Genomic DNA, 19,229 nt, shown 5'->3' with positions numbered 1-19,229 from the left:
CCGAGGTCAAGCATATGACACGGGTTACATCACGGCAATATCAGAAGCCTGCTATGGTGCTGGATCCATTGACAGACACCACATGGAAGCCCTCGGCGCTGGTCCCCTCCGGCAGTCCGGCACGCTGTCCGTTAGCGACCATGAGGCCGCGGACCACCCTCTCCATCGCTTCGACATCCGGGTGCTGGCTCGCGTGGACCCGTATGGCGTCGAGCTTGGCGGAAACGTGGGCCGAGACATCCACGAAGTGGTTCTCCCGGGCCTCCGGGCTCGAGATAAACCAGAGCCACGGCAACTTGTAGGCCTCGAGCCCGGCCTCCGCCAGTTCCGGATAAGCGAAGGGATTCTCCACCGCCGGATACACGGCCCGGGTCACCGCTTCCCCTGCCGCAAGGTGGTCGGGGTGGCTCTTCTGGAGGCGGTCCCAGTTCCGCTCCGGATGCATGGTCAAGACGATGTCCGGCCGGATCTCACGGATCAGCTTCACCACCTGCCTGATGACGCCGTGAGTCGGTTCAAGGTAGCCGTCGCGCTCGTGAAGGTAATGGATGTCAGTGACACCAACCAAAGCAGCGGCCCGCTTCTGCTCCTCGGCCCGCAACTCGATGATGCGTTCCCGGTCCACAGGATCGAATCCGCCGGCATCGCCGTCGGTCATGATGCAGTAGCTGACCTCGACACCGGCTGCCGTCCAGGCTGCGATGGTGCCCGCAGCGCCAAAATCGATGTCGTCAGGATGGGCGGTAAAACAAAGCACCCGCTCGACACGCTCCGTGGAGGCATCGAACGGGCTCTTTGCTGACGGGACGTCAGTAGGCAAAGCGATCAGCCTTTCCGCTTCTTGATTTCTGCGGTTGCCTGCGGAAGGACCTTGAAAAGGTCACCGATGATGCCATAATCCGCGATCTCGAACACCGGAGACTCGGCATCCTTGTTGATGGCAACGATGACCTTGGAGGTCTGCATTCCGGCCTTCTGCTGGATGGCCCCGGATATGCCGGCGGAGATGTACAGCTGCGGAGACACCGTGACACCGGTCTGGCCGACCTGGGCATCGTGACCGATCCAGCCGGCGTCGGTGGCGGCACGGGATGCACCCACCGCGGCACCCAAAGCATCTGCAAGCTCTTCAAGTGGACCGAAGTCCCCGTCCACGCCGCGTCCGCCGGCAACAACGATCCTGGCTTCGCTGAGGTCCGGCCGCCCACTGACCGGCGCTTCGGTGCGGGCCGCGATGCGGGCAGAGTTCGCTGCGGCATCGGCCGGTACATCCACCGTGGTGGTCGTCGGGACAGCGGTAGCACCAACCGGAGCCGGCTCAACGTTATTGGCCTTCACCGACAACACCGTGACCGGCGTCGTGGCCTTGGCAGTGGTGGTGTAGGAACCGGCCAGCACAGACTTGTGCGCAGTGCCGTCAGCTTCGACGCCCACAACATCCGTGATAACACCTGCGCTGAGTTTGATGCCGAGCCGGCCCGCAATTTCCTTGCCCTCTGGCGAGTTGTCGAGAAGCACTGCGGTGGCTCCCGAAGCGTCGACGGCTGCCGCAAGGTAAGCGGCCTTCGGCCCAACAAGGTATTCGTCAAGGTTCGCCAGCGACGGCTGGTACACCGCAGAGGCACCGTAGGCACCCAAGGTGGCCGCGACGTCGTCGGTCAGTTCACCGGTAATTGCGACGGCGGTCTCCCCCAGCGAACGGGCGATGGTCAGGAGCTCCAGGCTGCTCTTCTTGAGAGCCGCTCCCGGGTTGTCAATGAAAACAAGTGCATTTGCCATGGTTGGGATCCCCTTAGAGCAGCTTCTGTGCGGCCAGGAAGTCGACCAGCTTGATGCCGGCGTCGCCTTCGTCTGTGATGATGGTGCCTGCGGTCCGGGGTGGACGCGCATCCGCCGATTCCACCACTGTCCAGGAGCCGGCCCGGCCGACCTGGGAGGGGTCCAGCCCAATATCGGACAGCGTCAGGGAATCGATCTTCTTTTTCTTGGCCGCCAGGATTCCCTTGAAGTTGGGGTACCGGGGCTCGTTGATCTGGTCGGTGACCGAGACGACGGCCGGAAGGCCCGCTTCGACAGTCTCCGAAAAGTGGCCGGCGTCGCGGCGTGCGCGGACCTGACCGCCCGAAACCTCCAGGCTCGACGCGAAGGTCACCTGTGGGTACGACAACCGCTCGGCCAGCTGCGCCGGAACAAGCGAGGTCTCGCCATCGGTCGATGCCATGCCCGTCAGGACAAGGTCCACCGGACGGCCGTCAGCCGAAAGGTGCTCAATGGCGGCGGCAAGGGCAAGCGACGTAGCCGCCGCATCCGAGCCGGCCAGCGCGTCGTCACTCAGGTGGACGCCCGAATACGCGCCGATCTGGAGGGATTTCTTGACGGCATTAACGGCTCCCGAAGGACCCATGCTCAAGGCGATGACCTCGTTGCCGGCTTTGGGGCCGCCACGCTCTTCGGCGAGCTGCAGCGCGGCCTCGAGGGCGTACTCATCCAGTTCGGACAGGATGCTCTCGTCACGGTCGGTTGTGTTGTCTGGGCCGGTGATGTGCCGGTCGAACTGCGCGTCCGGGACGTGCTTGACCAGAACGACAATCTTCAATGTCTCTTCCACTGTCTTCGAAGCAGCCTTCCATGCTTGTGGACGGCCAAACGCAGAAGCGTGGCCGTGAATTGCCCAGCGCGTGGGCTCGTCCTAGCTAAGCATATTGCCCACGGAATTCCACTCCCAGCGTTAACCCCTGTTTCGGGCCAAACGGCCGGGTGCAACGACGAAGCGGGCAACACCCAAGGGTGCGGCCCGCCGTCGTACTTCACTTTTCCTGTGTTGCTGCGTGCTTACTGCTGGGCAGCCGCGTCGAGGGTAACTTCAACCTCCTGCGACTGGCCGCCGCGGAGGATGGTCACCTTCACCTTGGCGCCCGCCGGCTGCTCCCGGACCGCTGCCGTGAGCTGGTTGGGGTCGCTGACCGTGTAGTCCCCGAACTTGGTAACGACGTCGCCCACCTTGAGCCCCGCCTTTGCGGCGGCGGAGCCGGACGTCACCGAAGCAACCTCGGCGCCCACCGAGAAGCTCGAGTCACTGCCCGTGGATGACTTGGCCCGCACCGAGACGCCGAACTGGCCGTGGCTGGCCTTGCCGGTATCGATAATCTCCTGGGCCACACGCTTGGCATGGTTGATCGGGATGCTGAAGCCCACGCCGATGTTGCCGCTGGAAGAACTGGAGGTGCCGCTGCCGGCGGAAGCGATCGCGACGTTCACGCCAATGATTTCACCCTTGCTGTTGACCAGGGCGCCGCCGGAGTTACCCGGGTTGATCGCGGCGTCAGTCTGGATCACGTTGATGGAGATGGATCCCTCATTCGCCGTGGACTGGCTCTGGCCACCGCCTGGAGGGGCGAATTGGAAGCCCTGTCCGCCGCCTTGGGAATTGTCCGTGCCCTCCTTCGGCGCGGCCGACGAAGCCACGCTGATGGTGCGGTTCAGGGTCGAAACGATGCCGTCCGTGACAGTCCCGGTCAGGCCCAGCGGCGAACCGATCGCGACGGCGGTGTCCCCCACGTTGATCTTGGAAGAGTCACCCAACGCCGCCGGAACCAGGCCCGAGGCGTCGTCCACCTTGATGACGGCCAGATCTGACAGAGGATCTGTGCCTACGACCGTGGCTTTGAGCACCTTGCCATCGCTGGTCCGTACCTCGATCGCCGCGTTGGACGTCGCTCCGTCCAAGGTGACCACGTGGGTGTTGGTCAGGATGTGGCCCTTGTCATCGAGGATGATGCCGGAGCCCGTACCGCCTTCGTTGCCACTGGTTGCCTTGATGGTCACCACGCTGGGCGAGGCCTTGGCGGCTGCTGCGGTGATGACGTTGACGTCGTCCTTGTTGTTCACGATGACCGTGCTGGACTGGCTGCCCGTCGAGGCCGCAGGTGAGGTGTTGTTGTCCCACAAGGCGTTGCTTCCAGCCACCACGCCGCCGCCAATCAAGCCAGCGGCGAGCATGCTCGCGACCAGGGTCCCGACGCCGAAAGCCGGCTTGCGTTTGGTAGTGACCGCGGTCGACTGTCCAGGTGTGTGCTGCGATCCAGGTCCCTGATGGGGTCCCTGGGCGTTGCTGAAATGCGAGCCCGGGTTGTTGGCCTGTCCCCCGCCGTAGAACGGCTGCTGCGAGGGGTACGCAGGACGCTGCGTTGGGGCTTGGTGCTGCGCACCGGGCTGAGCCCCTTGGGCCGGGCCCTGTTGGGCGCCGTAGTAGTGGGGGTTCGGCGCCGTCGGCTGGTGCTGTCCGGCCGGCGGCTGATGCTGTCCGGCTGGCGGCTGATATGCCGGAATGGGAGTTGTTGGTTGTGCTCCGCCCTGGGCCGGGCCGCCCTGCCCTGAAGTCCAGGCAGGCTGCTGCTGGTTAGCGTTGGCATCGTTGTGCTCGCCCGAAGTGGCCCGTGGCTCTGACGGCTCACGGTTCTCTGGGGCGGTGCCCTGCGCTGGGTTCTCCGTCATGGGTCTTCCTTTCGTCCTCGTCTTCATCAACTATGTACCCATTCACTGGAACAAAAGCGGACGTTCGCTGGGAGCTTCCTGAAAGGGCAGGGCGAGCGGTGCAGGGGTTCCTTGGATTGCCCTGAACGTGCCAACAGCCACGCTTTCTCCTATATTTCGCTGGTGGCATATTCACCGCTGTGGACGGGCTATGGGGTGCACCATAGAATCAAGAGGAATTGCCACAGCGACCTGCGGCTTTACACCATGCGTGGGGGCGCTGAGCATTCTGTGACGATTGGTACGCCTTGTTCCAGTCGCAGACGTGCTGAAGGGTTGCACATGCGGTCAATATTTAAACGCGTACTCGCTGTCGTTGGCGTGGCTGGAGTGTTGGCCTTCCCGGCCGGCGCGGCTTTTGCTGCCGATCCCGTGACGATACCGTCGGGGCAGAACATCGTGGATGATGCGAATCTCCTGGGCAGCCGCAAGGGTGAAGTCCAGGATGCGATTCAAAAGACGCTCAAGGACCACAAATACAACTTGTATGTGGTGACGGTGGACTCGTTCACGAATCCCTCCGATCCCAAGGCCTGGACACAAGCCGTAGCGACGGCCAAGAAAATGGGCAAAGCAGACGCCGTTCTGGCCATCTCTGCAGCAGGTCAGTACAACTTCGTGGTGAACTCTGCGAGTTCGATCGCCTCCAAGCAGGCCAACATCACTCAGAACGCTGTGACGGCCAACCTGGCAGGTGGCAAGAAGGACTATGCCCAGGCCGCGATTGATACTGCAGCCGCTATCGGCGATGCAGCCGGCGGCGGCAGCGGAACTGTGCCCAGCGGCAACGCAGGTGTCGGCGTCCTGGTTGGCGTCGGCGCCGTTGCTGCTGGTGGCGCAGGAACCTACCTCTACCTCCGGAACCGCCGCAAGAAGGCCGGCACCAAGGCAGTCAGTGCAAGTTACGGTCCGCAGGGCGAACAGCTTGACCCGTTGGCTGGCCTGAGCATCCCCGAGTTGAGGCAGAAGAGCGGTTCGCTGTTGATTGAAGCCGATGATGCCATCAAGTCGAGCGAGCAGGAACTCGGCTTCGCGCAGGCACAGTATGGCGATTCCGCAATCGGCAACTTCACCAAGGCCCTGGAAGAGGCCAAGAACCACATGACCGAGTCGTTCAAGCTGCAGCAGCAGCTCGACGACCATATCCCGGACACCGAAGAGCAGCAGCGGACCTGGCTTGGAGAGATCATTCGCCGGTCCGAGGCCGCCTTGGCATCACTCCGCGACCAAAAGGCGGATTTCGACTCCCTGCGCGAGCTGGAAAAGACCGCGCCGCAGGCTCTGGCAGCCGTCTCGGTAGGGGCCAAGGACGCTGACGCCAGGATCGCCAGCGCGGAGCAATCCCTTGAAGGACTTCGTGCCAAGTACGCCGAAACTGCTTTGACCCAGGTTTCGGACAACATTCTCCAGGCCAAGGAGCGCCTCGAGTTTGTACAGAACGCCGCCTCCACCGCACAGGAGAAACTGGCTGCAGGTGAGAACAGCATGGCGGCAGTGGCCGTCCGCGCTGCCGAGGAAAGCCTGCACCAGACGAACATCCTGATCGAAGCAATATCCAAGACTGCGGGAAGCCTGGATGAAGCCCGCGCGTCGCTTGACGGCGCCGTGGCAGAGACCAGCCAGGACCTTGCCCAGGCACGTGCGATGATCCAGTCCGGTGCACACCCCGAGCTGGCCGGCCCGGTGGCTGGCGTGGAATCTGCCTTGGCGCAGGTCAAAGCAGAGATTCAGGGCGGCAAGATCGATCCCATCGCCACGCTCAGCCGCGTTGAGTCGGCCCATCAGGTCCTGGACCAGTCGTTGACGGGTATCCGGGACCAGCAGGAACAGGCCCGGCGCGCCCAGGCCTCGCTGCAGCAAACCATCATGGCGGCACAGGCCCAAATCAGCGCTACCTCGGACTACATCACCGCTCGACGCGGCGGCGTAGGCACAGAAGCCCGTACCCGACTGGCCGAAGCACAGCGAAACCTCGACTACGCCTTGTCCATCTCCCGCAATGATCCCGTAACGGCCCTGACCTACGCCCAGCAGGCACACTCCCTCGCCGCGCAGGCAGCTCAGCTCGCACAGTCCGACGTTGACCAGTTCGGCTACGCAGACCAAGGCTACGGTCGTGGTGGAATGTTCGGCGGCGGCGGAGGCGGCGGTGGTGGCCTCGGCGGCGCCATCCTCGGCGGAATCCTCATCAACTCCATCCTCAACGGCGGCGGGGGTGGCTGGGGTGGTGGCCACAACGACGGCGGGGGCGGCGGAGGCTTCTTCGGCGGCGACTCGGGCGGTGGCGACTTCGGTGGCGGTGGCGGCGACTTCGGTGGCGGCGATTCCGGCAGCTTCTAGACCTACAAACTAAGCGGGGTCCGTGCCCCGAATAGCAGCGGTACAACAACTGATCACTGATTTCAGTGGGCATTCACTGAGCAGGACGAAAGGCAACACCATGGTTAAGCAGTCCATTTTCGGTCGGATCTCCCAGCTGGCTAAGGCCAACATCAACGCCTTGCTCGACCAGGCAGAGGACCCGCAGAAAATGCTGGACCAGATGGTCCGCGACTACACGAACAACATTGCCGAGGCCGAGTCAGCTGTGGCGCAGACCATCGGCAACCTCAGGATGCTGCAGGCCGACTACAACGAGGACATCAAGAATGCCCAGGACTGGGGCAACAAAGCACTCGCTGCATCCCGCAAGGCCGACGAATACCGTGCTTCCGGTAACGCTGCGGATGCCCAGAAGTTCGACAACCTCGCCAAGGTGGCCATCCAGCGGCAGATGACTGCCGAATCCGAGGCACGGACCGCTGAGCCCAGCATCGCGTCCCAGACCGAGGTTGTGGACAAGCTCAAGACCGGGCTTGACCAGATGAAGAACAAGCTCAACCAGCTCACCGCCAAGCGCAACGAGCTCGTGGCACGCTCGAAGACCGCCGCTGCGCAGTCCCAGGTACACGACGCCCTCAAGAGCATCGACATCATGGACCCGACCAGCGAAGTAGGCCGCTTCGAAGAAAAGATCCGCCGCGAAGAGGCAAAGGTCCTCGGCCAGCAGGAACTCGCCAGCTCCAGCCTCGATGCCCAGTTCAACCAGTTGGAAGATCTGGGGGAACAGACCGAAATCGAGGCCCGGCTCGCGGCGCTCAAGTCCGGCGGCGCCAAGCCGGCTATCGGCGCCGGCACCCCGGCCTCGAGCGGCTCGACCGTTGACGAAGCCGACTTCGACAAGCTCTAGACAGTCGCCGGCACGTTCAGGCCGGCACCGTTGTAAACCTTGAACCGGCACCGTTGTAAACCTTGAAGTGGGTGGGACCGGAGACGGTCCCACCCACTTTTTGTTGCCTCTTTTGACGCCGGCACGGTAACTATCCACCAGGCTGCGGCTGGTCCTGGCCCGGGCTGGCATCCGTTGCCACTTCGGCCCGGATCTCAAAACCTTTCGGATGGAAGTACGTCACTGTGCATTCCAAAACCTCGCCGTGGGGTCCGAGCGTGGTCCGTTCCAAGCGCGGGACCATGGGGAATTCGCGCACGTTCAGGGCGTCAGCGAGGTGCTCCGGGGGAGCATGCATGGTTACCGTGATTTCGGCCCGGTGCAGGGGCTTGAGGGTCCTGTCCTGGATGACCTGGTAAATCGAGTTCCGCTCCGCGTCGGCAAGACTGATGTGGCGTCCAATGTGCGACGGTATGAATATCTCAGCAATCGCATAAGGCCAGCCCGCGCTTGAATAGGAGCGGCGAATGACCAGAACAAGGTTGTCCTCGGAGACCAGCTTGGCCGGCACCGATTGATCCTTTTCCATCCACTTGTATTCGATGAGCCCTTTGACGGTCTTCATCCCCGCCGCAGTAAACGTCTCCATGAACGGCGCCAGGCGGTTGAGCATCTTGACCGGCCGCTGGGCCATCACGAACGTCCCCTTTCCCTGCCTGCGGATCAGGAGACCCTTGACCACGAGCTTCTCAATGGCTTTACGAACAGTCGTACGGCTGATCCCGTACTCATCCATGAGGGACTCTTCCGTTGGTATGCGGGAGCCCGGTTCCAAGCGGCTGATCTGTTCTGTCAGTACGTCGGCCACTTGCTGGTAGACAGCGACTGGGCTGTCCCGTTGAAGGATCCGACGATCGAGGCCAAGGTGGGGGTCTTCATTGACCAATGGGGCCGTCTCCTCTGTTCCTGGCAAAGTATGGCAACTATCAAACGCAAGGAATTCCATGCGCAGCCAATCCGCTTCGATGCTAGCATCGGCGGCCCGACCTGCCCTTAAGGCAAAAGATCCGGATCAGTAATACTGATCCGGATCTTTGTCCAGTTGCGGGGACAGGATTTGAACCTGTGACCTCTGGGTTATGAGCCCAGCGAGCTACCGAACTGCTCCACCCCGCGTCGCAAGAACAACTCTACCGCACCCGCGGTGCGGTTCTGACCAGTCGGGCCGGAAGGTGCCGGAGATCACCTCAACCCCTCCCCCAAACGGGTAGGACGTGAGAGAGCGTCACACCCAAGCGGGCGGGAGGTGAGAGAGCGTCACACCCAAACGGGCGGGAGGTGAGAGAGCGTCACACCCAAGCGGGCGGGACGTGAGTGAGCGTTGGAGGCAGGCCGTTCGAGACAAAACAAAAGGTCCGGATCAGTGATGACTGATCCGGACCTTTTCCAGTTGCGGGGACAGGATTTGAACCTGTGACCTCTGGGTTATGAGCCCAGCGAGCTACCGAACTGCTCCACCCCGCGTCGCAAGAACAACACTACCGTCCGGTGAACGGCAGACCAAATCCTGGCTACGTGATGTGCATCTCCCCCGCACGAGCAAGGGCCGGTACCGGCCTCCAGAAGGAGGCTGGTACCGGCCCTCGCCGGAGGCGCCGCTCTTAGCTACTGGGCGAAGGCGACGGGGTCGCGCTCGGAGTAGCTCCCGGCGTCGTGGTTGGTGCCGGTGTGGCACCCAAACGGTTTTCTGCGTCCACGGCCTTCTTCAGCGCCTCGGAGAGCTTGGTTTGCTGTGCGCCGTATCCGGCGAAGTCGCCCTTGGCCAAGGCCGCCTGTCCGTCCTGGATGGCCTTGTTGGCCTCGTCCAAGGCCGCCTTCAGGTCAGCCTTGGCATCGCTGGGACCGGCCGGGGGCGTCGTGGTGCCCGGAGGGGTGGTTGGCGTTTGGCCATTGTTGGCGACGTCGCCGGCAGAAGCGCCGGAGTCTCCGCCAAACAGCTGGTTGAGTGCCGCATCCAGTGTGGGCGCGAAGCCGATCTTGTCACCGAAGGCTACCAGGACGCGCTGGAGCGTGGGATAGGACGTCTCACCAGTGGACTTCAGGTAGACCGGCTGAACGTAGAGCAGGCCACCACCAACAGGCAGTGTCAGCAGGTTGCCGTTGAGCACATCCGAGGCACCCTGGCGCAGGAGGTTCAATGCCTGGGACACGGTGGGGTCCGAGTTGAACTTGTTCTGCGCCTGGCCCGGTCCCGGTACCTGGGTGTCGGTGGGAAGTTGCAGGAGCCGTAGCTGCCCGTAGCTGTCCGCCTTCACGCCCTTGACGTTTCCGGCGTCGGAGTCGGCCGCCAGGAATCCGTAAAGAATGTTCCTGGCACTGCCATTGACCGTTTGCGGAATGAACGAGGACGTCAGCTGGAAGGCAGGTTTGTTCTGGTCCGGCATCTGCAGCGACATGTAGAACGGTGGCTGCTTGACGGCTTCCGAAACGGTGGGATCGTTCGGGACGCTCCAGGCATCGTTGTTCTGGTAGAAGCTATCCGGATCCGTGACGTGGTACCGGCCAAGCAGTTCACGCTGGACCTTGAAAAGGTCCTCCGGGTAGCGGACGTGGCTCATGAGGTCGCCCGACATCTCAGAGAAGGGCTTGATGACCGTGGGGAAGACTTTCTGCCATGCCTTCAGGATGGGATCCTTGTCATCCCAGGCATAGAGATTCACGGAGCCGTCGTAGGCGTCCACGGTTGCCTTAACCGAGTTGCGGATGTAGTTCACCGAGCTGTTGGGCAGCGCGACGGTACGCCCGGCGTTGGTCTGGGAATCAGCGGTGGCATTCTGCAGCTGTTGTGGTTGGGAGTACGGGAAGTACTGGCTGGTGGTGTAGCCGTCAACGATCCATTTGACCCTGCCATCAACGACCGCCGGGTAGGCGTTGCCATCCACGGTCAGGTAAGGGGCCAGCTTCTCGACGCGTTCACGAGGGTTGCGGTCATAGAGAATCTGGGATTCCGCATTGACACCATCCGAGAGCAGCAGATCAGAGGACTGGAACTTGATGGAGTAGAGGATCCGGTTGAGCCAGTTGCCCACGTTCGGGCCGCCGTTGCCATTGAAGGTGTACTGCGTTTCACCCCCGCCTTCGCGGCCAACGGGCCGGTCCTGCTCGCGGTTCGGGGCACCGTCCGGGGCTCCCACGATGGAGTATTCCGGCGAGTTTTCGCCGAAGTAGATGCGCGGCTCGTACGAGGTGTCGTTGCCGAGGACGCCATTGGAAGGGATGCCTGACTGAAGGAAATCCGGTTTGCCGTCGGGGGTGAACTTATTGCCCTTCGCAGCAACGACGCCATATCCGTGCGTGTAGACAATGTGCCTGTTGACCCACGTCTGCTGGTTGGCGCTCAGGCCGTCAGGGTTCAGCTCTCGAACCGCGATCACTGTGTCCTGCACCTTGCCGTCAACCACGTAGCGGTCGACGTTGAGTGTCTGCGGGAACTGGTAATAAGGACGGAACTGTTCCAGCTGCGCAAACGCCGATGAGATGAGGTTCGGATCCAGGAGGCGGATGTTTGCAGTCGTTTGCGCGTCGGCGGCCAGCGCACCGGACGTAGCGTTGGTGGTGGCGTTGTAAGCCGACACATCAACCTTGTCCAGGCCGTACGCCGCACGGGTCATCTTGATATTGCGGTCAATGAAGTCTTTTTCCAGGGTGTTTTCCGAAGGCCGGACCTGGAACTGCTGGATGACCCACGGGTAGACGCCACCGGCCAGGATCGCTGTGATGACGAGCATCGCCGTACCGATGACCGGCAGGCGCCAGCGTCCGATGATTGCGGCGATGATGAAGAGGATCGCCACGAGTGCAGCGGCAACGGCAAGGATGGCCTTGGTGGGAACCACCGCGTTGACGTCCGTGTAAAGGGCACCGGCCCATCGGCCCGAATTGCTTTGGACGGTGGTGTACCTGTCCAGCCAGAAGTTGATACCCAGGAGCACCAGGAAAATCGCACCTGTCACGGCAATGTGGATCTGGGCAGCGCGGCTGGTGAAGATACCGCGCTCCATGAGCCGGATGCTGCCGTAAAGGTAATGCGTCAGGATGCCCGCGATACCAGCCACGACGGCGATGCTGATGAGGAATCCGGTGACAAATCCCAAGAACGGCAACGTCATCAGGTAGAAGCTGATGTCGAGGTTAAACAGGGGATCTGTCTGGCCGAACGGTTCCTGGTTGAAGAACAACAGGGCCTTTTGCCACTGGCTGGCGGCCGCACTGCCGGCGAAGAGCCCGAACAGGATAGGCAGGCCAATCATGACCACCCGGCGCACCGGCTCAAGCTGCGCCTGGTAGCGGTTCAGGTTGTCCCTGGACTCGGCATCGGGAGCGTAAACGGGCCTGGACCTGTACGCAATCCGGATGGCAAAGAACACGGCTGCGAACATCATCGCGAAACCAATGAGGAAGGTAATGATCCGGGCAAGGTTTTCGCGCAGATAAACTTCGAAGAAGCCGAGCTGCTGGTACCAAAGGACGTCAGTCCAGACATTGGCGAAGAAAATGAACCCGACGACGGCCACTGCCACGACAATAAGCGTCGGCGTCAGGGCACCTCGTCTCAGCGGTGATCTTCCGGGCGGGTTGGAGCTGGCGGGACGGGACAAACTCTGTACCTCATTGGTGTCAGTGAACAGTCGGTGTGCGAGTGATTGACATTCTCTGCCGCTGGGATATGGCGGAGGCCGTCATATATGCCACGAGTGGCAGTAAAGCTAAGTTCCACCGTCAGTCTAGTTGTTTGTGCAGGTGGGAAGGCCCGCCGTGTCTTGTCCCGACGCAAGCCGCTCCACTGCGGAGGTGGCATCGGCGAGCGTGTCGACCTTGACCACCTGCAAACCGTCCGGAACGTGGCCTACGACATCGGCGCAATTGGCGGCCGGGGCAAGGAACATAGTGGCCCCGTGGCTGCGCGCTCCGATCATCTTCTGTGCAATGCCGCCAATCGGCCCCACAGCACCGTCGGCGTTGATGGTTCCGGTGCCTGCGACATGCTTTCCACCCGTGAGGTCGCCGGGTGTGAGGTTATCCACGATCCCCAAGGCAAACATCATTCCGGCACTCGGCCCACCGACGTTATCCAAGGAAATCCGGACATCGAACGGGAACGTGAAATCGCTGGCGAGCAGCACACCCAGCACGTAGCGTCCGGCATCGTTCTTGGTCGGCGTGACGGTCTCGGACACCTGCGTGCCTTTCCGGTCAACGACGACGGCGGCAGGGGCTCCCGCCGCGGCGGCCAGTTCCGCCTGGATCACGCTCATCGACGTGATGGACTTGCCGTTGATGGAGATCAGACGGTCCCCCTCCTGGATCTTCCCTGCCGACGGCGAAGGGTCGGACAAGCCGGCCACCGTCAGCCGCTGTTCAAACGGGATATCCAGCTCGCGCAGCGCCGCCGCAACAGCATTCTCCTGGGACGTCTCCATGGCGATCTCGCCTTGCTGGACCGTCTGCTCCGCGGTGGTGCCCTTGGGGTAGATGAGTTCCTCGGGATAGATGGCTTTGGAAGGGTCGACCCACGCACGGAAGACATCGAAGATGGTGGCGGGGCTCTTCGGTCCTCCCGTCATGACCACGGTGGTCAGGTCCAGGTTGCCACTGGCGGGGAAGGACTCATGGCCGGAGATGGTGATGACCGGTTTGTCGCCGTCTTTACCCAACGTATTGAAGGTAGGACCTGCTGACTCAATAACGTACGGAACGGGCAGTGCTGCTGCGCCGACACCAAGACCCACGGCCACCAGGCCGGAAATGACCATGACCATGAACCGGTTGTCCCGAGCAGGTGCCGGTGGCACGGAGGAGGGATCGGCGTCGTGCACTTGACGCGGGTCCAATGAGCCCTCGGGGCTGGGCGAAGTAAGCATTGGGACCTCTCTATGCCGGTATTGCATTCCGGTGACATGGCTCGGCCGCCGGAGTCGACGGCAGCATATATACCAAACATCAACAGTACGCGTTCAGCCGTTGTGGCACTGCTTTGCCTACAGCGAACGACGCCCCATCCGGGCAGACAGCGTTGGGCCCGCGCGGTACGGTGAAAGAGATCACCAGCCAGTTCGACGATCGGCGGCACCATGACTTCCAACCCCAACAATCCGTCCAACGACGACGAGAATCCCCAGGATCCGCTGGCAGAAATGCTCCAGAACCTGATGGGCGGGCAGGGCATGGGCAACATCGATCCCGCCGAGCTGGCCAAGGCTGCGGGGCTGCCCAACGACCCCCAGCTCCTTCAGCAGATGTTCGCGCAAGTCCAGGCCATGATGAGCTCATCCTCCGATGGCCCGGTCAACTGGCAGCTTGCCCACGAGAATGCGCGGCGCGTTGCGGCCACTGGCAGTGACCCCTCGGTCAGCGCCCACCAAGCAAAGGAAATCGACGAAGCGCTTCGGCTCGCGGAGCTTTGGCTCGACCCCGTCACAGATCTTTCCGCCACGGGCCTCATTGGCCGTGCCTGGTCCCGTGCCGAATGGGTTGAAGCCACCCTGGGCACATGGAAGCGACTCACGGAGCCGGTGGCGAACAGCATTGCCAATGCCCTGTCCAACGCGCTCACCCAGCAGATGCCCGAGGAAATGAAGTCCATGATGGGCGGGGCCTCCTCCATGCTGCAAAACATGGGCGGGGCGATCTTCGGCATGCAGCTGGGACAGGCCATCGGAGCGCTCTCCGCCGAAGTGGTCAGCTCCACGGACATCGGAGTTCCGCTGGCGGACCTTGAAATGGCTTTGCTGCCGGCCAACGTGACGAAGTTCGGTGAAGGCCTCAGCCTCCCGGAGAACGATGTCCGGCTCTTCCTCGCGGTCCGCGAAGCAGCACACGCACGCCTGTTCGTGCAGGTTCCGTGGCTGCGCGGCCATCTCCTCGGCGCCATTGAGGCGTACGCCCGTGGCATCCACATCGATATGTCGCGTATTGAAGACGTGGCCCGCGACCTGGATCCGAGCAACCCCGAGGGAATCCAGGAAGCCCTGTCCCAGGGAGTCTTCACGCCCGAACGCACTCCTGTCCAGACGGCCGCACTGGAGAAGCTCGAAACGGCACTTGCCCTCGTCGAAGGCTGGGTGGATGAACTGACTGCAGAAGCCACCGCCAACGTTTTGCCATCCGCGACAGCACTGCGCGAAACAGTCCGTCGCCGCCGGGCAACGGGCGGCCCAGCGGAGCATGCTTTCTCGTCCCTGGTTGGCTTGGAACTGCGTCCCCGCCGGCTCCGGGAAGCTGCAACCCTCTGGGCAACGCTCAAGGAAGAACGCGGAATCGCCGGCCGCGACGCCATCTGGCACCACCCCGACCTGCTGCCGACTGGTGACGACCTGGACGACCCCAAGGGATTCTCCGAGCGGCGCCGACTTGCCGAGGCAAGCGACAGCGAAGTGGACGACGCCCTGCAGAAGCTGCTCAACGGCGGATACGACACTGACGGGCAGGAAGCACAGGACTCTCAGAGCGGAACAACGGAGGACGAGCCCGAGTCGGGCGACACCGACCCGCAGTCACCGAACAAGTAGGCAGTATCCAACAAGTGGCCGTCCCCTCCCGGGGCGGCCACTGTTGCATTAAAGGCTCTTGGTGAATCAGCAGCCGTCGCTTGCCGTATCAGCGCCGTCGCTGCTGTCCGTATCGGGCGGCAGCCCCCGGGACGTAGCGAAGGCAACTCCTTCCAGGAAAGCCTTGGCCCGCTGCGTTTCGGGATAAGCGTCCACCAATCGCCAGAAGGCTGCGTTGTGTCCGGCGACGAGCAGGTGGGCGAGCTCGTGCACCAGAACGTAGTCGATAACCCACTGCGGCATGGGCTGGAGCTTGTTTGAAAGCCTGATGCTGCCATCCGCAGGTGTGGCCGAACCCCAACGTGAGTTCTGGTTCCCAACCCACCGGACCGACGTCGGAACGGCCCGCCCACCAAGATAGGTCCGCGAAAGATGCGCGGCATGACTGGCCAGTGCTTGGTCCGTCGCGGGACGTCGCCTGCCCGAACCTGCTTGGCGCTCCCCCTGCTTCTTGAGTTTGGTCAGCATGCGCCCCACCCATTCGCGTTCCTGGGATGCGGAGAAGCTCGCCGGAATTGCCACCACGGCATTGCCGTCTTCCCAGAAGGCAGCTACCGTCCTGCGCCTGCGGGCCGATCTCCTCACGACCACCGGCGCACCATCTTCAGTCACCGTAGGGGTGCCGGCGGAGGAGGCAGGGCGCGCCATCAGAGCTCAGTGCTCTCAGCGAGCACAGCCAAAACGGCCTCACCGTAGCGCTCAAGTTTGGACGGGCCAATGCCCGCCAAACCAGCCAACTCTTCCAGGGACGAAGGGCGCGCCTCGGCGATCGCCGTCAGCGTCGCATCGGTGAAAACGACGTAAGCGGGCACGTCTGCCGACTGTGCCTCTTCCTTGCGCCATTGCCGCAAGGCATCGAAAGTCTGTTCCTCATACGTGGGAGGACATTGGCTGCAACGCCCGATTTTGCGCTCAGCTCCGGTGGCCAGCATGCTCCCGCACACCCTGCACGACGCCGGGGCGGCAGCCTTGCGCCGCGCCGGACCCGACTTGCTGCGTGCATTGGCCGAAGCCACAGAATCCGGACGGAGTCCATCCAGGAAGCGCGAGGGTTTCCGGTTGGCCCGGCCACCCGGAGTACGCGCCGTGGACCACGACATCGTGAGGTGCTCACGGGCACGGGTGATGCCCACGTAAAGCAAGCGACGCTCTTCGTCCACGTCCTCCGGGGTGTCAGCGAAGGAAATCGGCATGAGGCCTTCGCTCAGGCCCACCAGGAAGACGGCATCCCATTCAAGGCCCTTGGCCGCGTGGAGGGAGGCCAACGTCACGCCTTGGACGGTGGGGGCATGCTGGGCCACCGACCGTTCCTGGAGCTCGTTGACAAATTCGGCCAGGGTGAAGGACTCTCCCCGGCTCACAGCAAGTTCGTCGGCCAACGCGACCAATGCGGCCAAGGACTCCCACCGCTCACGGAGCGCTCCCCCGTTGTGTGGGGGCGCATCCGTGTAACCGAGCGAAGCCACGATATCCCGCACCACCTGGCCCAGGGCTTCCTGGGGACCCTCGGCTACGGCACGGGTAGCGGCACGCAACTGCAGGATCGCATCCCGGACTTCTTTCCGCGCAAAGAACCGCTCGCCACCACGAAGCTGGTAGCCAATGCCGGCTGAGGCCAGGGCTTGTTCGTAGGCCTCGGACTGACCGTTGGTCCTGAAGAGAATGGCTATTTCACTGGCCTTGACCCCGGTATTGAGCAATTCCTGGATTCGGCCAGCCACGACGGCTGCTTCCGCTTCGTCGTCCGGACACTCCATGAACCGCGGTTCCGGTCCTGAGGGTCGCTGCGCGATGAGCTGCAGCGGCGGAGCCCAGGCTGCGTCAGCCGCGGGTCCCCCGCTGCGCCGGGAGCCAAGAAGCTCATTAGCCAACTTCACTACCTGCGGAGTGGACCTGTAATCCCGGACGAGCTTAACGACGGTAGCGCCCGGGAACTTCGCCTTGAATCCGAGCAAGTGCTTCGGAGAAGCGCCGGTGAAGGAGTAGATGGTCTGGCTGGCGTCGCCCACCACGCAGAGTTCATCCCGTCCCCCGAGCCACAGGTCCAGGAGCCTTTGCTGGAGGGGAGAAACGTCCTGGTACTCATCCACGACGAAATGGCGGTATTGCTCGCGGACAGTGGCGGCCACCTTCGGGTCTTCCTGAAGGATCCCGACGGTAATGAGAAGAACGTCTTCGAAGTCAATGACGTTGCGGTCCGTCTTGATATCCTCGTACGCCTGGAACACCCTCGAGACTGCCGTCAGGTCGAAGCCCCCCGGGGTTCCCCTGCCTTGGGCGTTCTCCAGGTAATTGGCGGGCGTCAACATGGACACTTTGGCCCATTCGATTTCCGCAGCCAGATCCCTGATGGAGGCACGGTCTGTGCTGAGGCGGAGCCTGCGGGAAGCCTCGGCGATCATGTTGGCTTTGTGGTCCAACAGGCTTGGCAACGTACCACCGATGGCCTGGGGCCAAAAGAACTGCAACTGCCTAAGGGCTGCGGCATGGAAGGTGCGAGCCTGGACGTTGGCCACACCGAGATCCCGAAGGCGGCTTCGCATTTCCGCGGCGGCCCTGGCAGTGAACGTCACAGCCAACAGCCGCTGGGGGCTGTATACCCCCGAGTGCACTCCGTAGGCTATTCGGTGCGTGATGGCCCGCGTCTTGCCGGTGCCCGCCCCGGCAAGGACACAGAGTGGACCCGTCAAGGTACTGGCTACTTCGCGCTGCTCTTGATCCAAGCCGCCGAGGATGCGTTCCTCAAGCGATGTGCTGGCGTCGAAAAGTTCCGCTGTCACGGCTGGAGGTCTTCGATGACGCCGCCGTACCAGTGCTCGATCAGGGAACGTGCGATGGAAAGGCGAGTTGAGATGGTGATTTCACCACTGAGCACCGCTTCCTGCAGCTCCTCACGGCTGAACCACCGCGCGCGGGTAACCTCGACGCCGTCGGGCCGCGCCACGGCGTCGTCCGTTGTTGCCGTGAAGCCCAACATGAGCGAGGCGGGAAAAGGCCAGGACTGCGATCCGAGGTACTGGCAGGCGGTTACACGGACGCCCACTTCTTCCCCGATCTCACGCACAACGGCCTGTTCCAAGGACTCGCCCGGCTCCACGAATCCGGCAAGGGTGGAGTAGTTCCTGGCATCCGCAGGTCCACCTCCGCCCAGGAGCAGGCGACCGTCGGGTCCTACGACAGTGACGATGATGGCGGGATCAGTGCGGGGATAGTGCTCCGAGTTGTCCTTCGGGCACCGCCGGACCCACCCGCCGGCTTCGATGTCAGTGGGATTGCCGCACTTGGGGCAGTGGGTGTGGTTTGCGTGCCAGTTGGAGATGGCGCTGGCCTCGATGAACAAGGCGGTATCGACGGCATCCAGCCGTGCTGCGACCTCGCGGAAACCCGCCCACTGGACATCCGAAGGCACCGTCAAGCTGCCGGGCGCTGGCGGTTGATTGACTGTGAACAGCAGAACGGGAGTGCCTTCTGCCACAGACGACGGTGTGAGGGTTGTGCCGAGGTAGATGGCCGTGACGGCACCGGCGTCGGAGTCTTTGAGGGCATTCCACAGCGTCGTGGCGTCAGCAAACCACAGGCCGTCCGCGGTGACCAGCGCCTTGCGCTCCGAAATCACCATGGCCCGGGCACTACCGGAGGAGATGAGTTCCTCGACCATGCCAGGCTTCATACGCGCCGCCGAGCCCCGGTCCACCATCGCCGGGCGCACCGGCAAGACTGTGTCCATCAGGTGGTTGGCCAGTGCCGGGGACTCCGTATAACTCATGTATCTACCGTACTGACTCGTACCGACAAAAAACATTTGAAGAGGCCCCGCCTTGTGGACACCAGGACACTATGCCGTTAGAACGACGTATTCTTCCTTGTTTTACTGCGGATCT

The 19,229-nt window shown here is 62.7% G+C and carries 13 protein-coding genes and 2 tRNA genes; 3 read left to right on the top strand and 12 right to left on the bottom strand.

All coding sequences use genetic code 11. The features are described from left to right. Window positions 1-40: 40 nt before the first annotated feature. The 4 genes from ABHM97_RS08160 to ABHM97_RS08145 all read right to left on the bottom strand — a co-directional run bounded on the left by ABHM97_RS08160 (window position 41) and on the right by ABHM97_RS08145 (window position 4,494). Complete coding sequence (locus ABHM97_RS08160) at window positions 41-820, bottom strand: PIG-L deacetylase family protein (protein WP_349470273.1); 780 nt, start codon at window positions 818-820, stop codon at window positions 41-43. Between the two features lie 5 nt (window positions 821-825). Continuing rightward, complete coding sequence (locus ABHM97_RS08155) at window positions 826-1,779, bottom strand: electron transfer flavoprotein subunit alpha/FixB family protein (RefSeq protein WP_349470271.1); 954 nt, start codon at window positions 1,777-1,779, stop codon at window positions 826-828. A gap of 13 nt (window positions 1,780-1,792) precedes the next feature. After that, entirely contained in the window at window positions 1,793-2,596 is an 804-nt protein-coding gene (locus tag ABHM97_RS08150; RefSeq protein WP_349470269.1) for an electron transfer flavoprotein subunit beta/FixA family protein, read from the bottom strand. A gap of 236 nt (window positions 2,597-2,832) precedes the next feature. Beyond that, window positions 2,833-4,494, bottom strand: a complete 1,662-nt coding sequence (locus ABHM97_RS08145; protein WP_349470267.1) for a S1C family serine protease — start codon at window positions 4,492-4,494, stop codon at window positions 2,833-2,835. Window positions 4,495-4,815: 321 nt separating this feature from the next. Here ABHM97_RS08145 and ABHM97_RS08140 point away from each other — a divergent pair, with 321 nt between their 5' ends. Together ABHM97_RS08140 and ABHM97_RS08135 are read left to right on the top strand one after the other, a co-directional pair. Further along, window positions 4,816-6,873, top strand: a complete 2,058-nt coding sequence (locus ABHM97_RS08140) for a TPM domain-containing protein (RefSeq protein WP_349470265.1) — start codon at window positions 4,816-4,818, stop codon at window positions 6,871-6,873. A 100-nt stretch (window positions 6,874-6,973) separates the two neighbouring features. Beyond that, entirely contained in the window at window positions 6,974-7,762 is a 789-nt protein-coding gene (locus ABHM97_RS08135; protein WP_235520643.1) for a PspA/IM30 family protein, read from the top strand. Window positions 7,763-7,892: 130 nt separating this feature from the next. Here ABHM97_RS08135 and ABHM97_RS08130 read toward each other — a convergent pair whose 3' ends face one another. The 5 genes from ABHM97_RS08130 to ABHM97_RS08110 form a co-directional block, all read right to left on the bottom strand. Continuing rightward, window positions 7,893-8,687, bottom strand: coding sequence for a GntR family transcriptional regulator (locus ABHM97_RS08130; protein ID WP_349470263.1), 795 nt, complete (start codon window positions 8,685-8,687; stop codon window positions 7,893-7,895). 156 nt (window positions 8,688-8,843) lie between these two features. Further along, window positions 8,844-8,917: transfer RNA gene (locus ABHM97_RS08125), tRNA-Met, on the bottom strand. Window positions 8,918-9,191: 274 nt separating this feature from the next. Beyond that, a tRNA-Met gene (locus ABHM97_RS08120) sits at window positions 9,192-9,265 on the bottom strand. Between the two features lie 137 nt (window positions 9,266-9,402). Next, window positions 9,403-12,399, bottom strand: a complete 2,997-nt coding sequence (locus ABHM97_RS08115) for a UPF0182 family membrane protein (protein WP_235520645.1) — start codon at window positions 12,397-12,399, stop codon at window positions 9,403-9,405. A 126-nt stretch (window positions 12,400-12,525) separates the two neighbouring features. Beyond that, entirely contained in the window at window positions 12,526-13,662 is a 1,137-nt protein-coding gene (locus ABHM97_RS08110; protein ID WP_349470262.1) for a YlbL family protein, read from the bottom strand. Window positions 13,663-13,872: 210 nt separating this feature from the next. Between ABHM97_RS08110 and ABHM97_RS08105 the strand changes: the two genes are divergently transcribed. Then, window positions 13,873-15,309: a zinc-dependent metalloprotease gene (locus ABHM97_RS08105; RefSeq protein WP_349470261.1), complete on the top strand. Its 1,437-nt coding sequence runs from the start codon at window positions 13,873-13,875 to the stop codon at window positions 15,307-15,309. Between the two features lie 66 nt (window positions 15,310-15,375). Here the strand turns inward: ABHM97_RS08105 and ABHM97_RS08100 are convergent, their stop codons facing one another. Genes ABHM97_RS08100 through nudC form a run of 3 tightly spaced genes read right to left on the bottom strand, consistent with a single transcriptional unit; the run spans window position 15,376 to window position 19,114 of the window. Then, window positions 15,376-15,996 (bottom strand): M48 metallopeptidase family protein, encoded by a 621-nt coding sequence (locus tag ABHM97_RS08100; protein ID WP_257369240.1) that lies wholly within the window; start codon window positions 15,994-15,996, stop codon window positions 15,376-15,378. Beyond that, entirely contained in the window at window positions 15,996-18,128 is a 2,133-nt protein-coding gene (locus tag ABHM97_RS08095; protein WP_349470260.1) for an ATP-dependent DNA helicase UvrD2, read from the bottom strand. The genes ABHM97_RS08100 and ABHM97_RS08095 overlap by 1 nt, the downstream gene beginning before the upstream one ends. Continuing rightward, window positions 18,125-19,114: an NAD(+) diphosphatase gene (gene nudC, locus ABHM97_RS08090; protein ID WP_257369241.1), complete on the bottom strand. Its 990-nt coding sequence runs from the start codon at window positions 19,112-19,114 to the stop codon at window positions 18,125-18,127. Before nudC ends, ABHM97_RS08095 begins: the two co-directional genes overlap by 4 nt. Between the last annotated feature and the right edge of the window lie 115 nt (window positions 19,115-19,229).

It is taken from the genome of Paenarthrobacter sp. CAP02, from assembly GCF_040137855.1.
GTDB lineage: Bacteria > Actinomycetota > Actinomycetes > Actinomycetales > Micrococcaceae > Arthrobacter.
The sequence above is the reverse complement of the archived record's forward strand: the minus strand, read 5'-3'. Positions and strand labels throughout refer to the sequence as shown.

Coding starts and splice junctions, on each gene's coding strand:
- ABHM97_RS08155 (WP_349470271.1), bottom strand. CDS start 1,779: ATGGCAAATGCACTTGTTTTCATTGACAACCCGGGAGCGGCTCTCAAG.
- ABHM97_RS08145 (WP_349470267.1), bottom strand. CDS start 4,494: ATGACGGAGAACCCAGCGCAGGGCACCGCCCCAGAGAACCGTGAGCCG.
- ABHM97_RS08140 (WP_349470265.1), top strand. CDS start 4,816: ATGCGGTCAATATTTAAACGCGTACTCGCTGTCGTTGGCGTGGCTGGA.
- ABHM97_RS08135 (WP_235520643.1), top strand. CDS start 6,974: ATGGTTAAGCAGTCCATTTTCGGTCGGATCTCCCAGCTGGCTAAGGCC.
- ABHM97_RS08110 (WP_349470262.1), bottom strand. CDS start 13,662: ATGCTTACTTCGCCCAGCCCCGAGGGCTCATTGGACCCGCGTCAAGTG.
- ABHM97_RS08105 (WP_349470261.1), top strand. CDS start 13,873: ATGACTTCCAACCCCAACAATCCGTCCAACGACGACGAGAATCCCCAG.
- ABHM97_RS08100 (WP_257369240.1), bottom strand. CDS start 15,996: ATGGCGCGCCCTGCCTCCTCCGCCGGCACCCCTACGGTGACTGAAGAT.
- nudC (WP_257369241.1), bottom strand. CDS start 19,114: ATGAGTTATACGGAGTCCCCGGCACTGGCCAACCACCTGATGGACACA.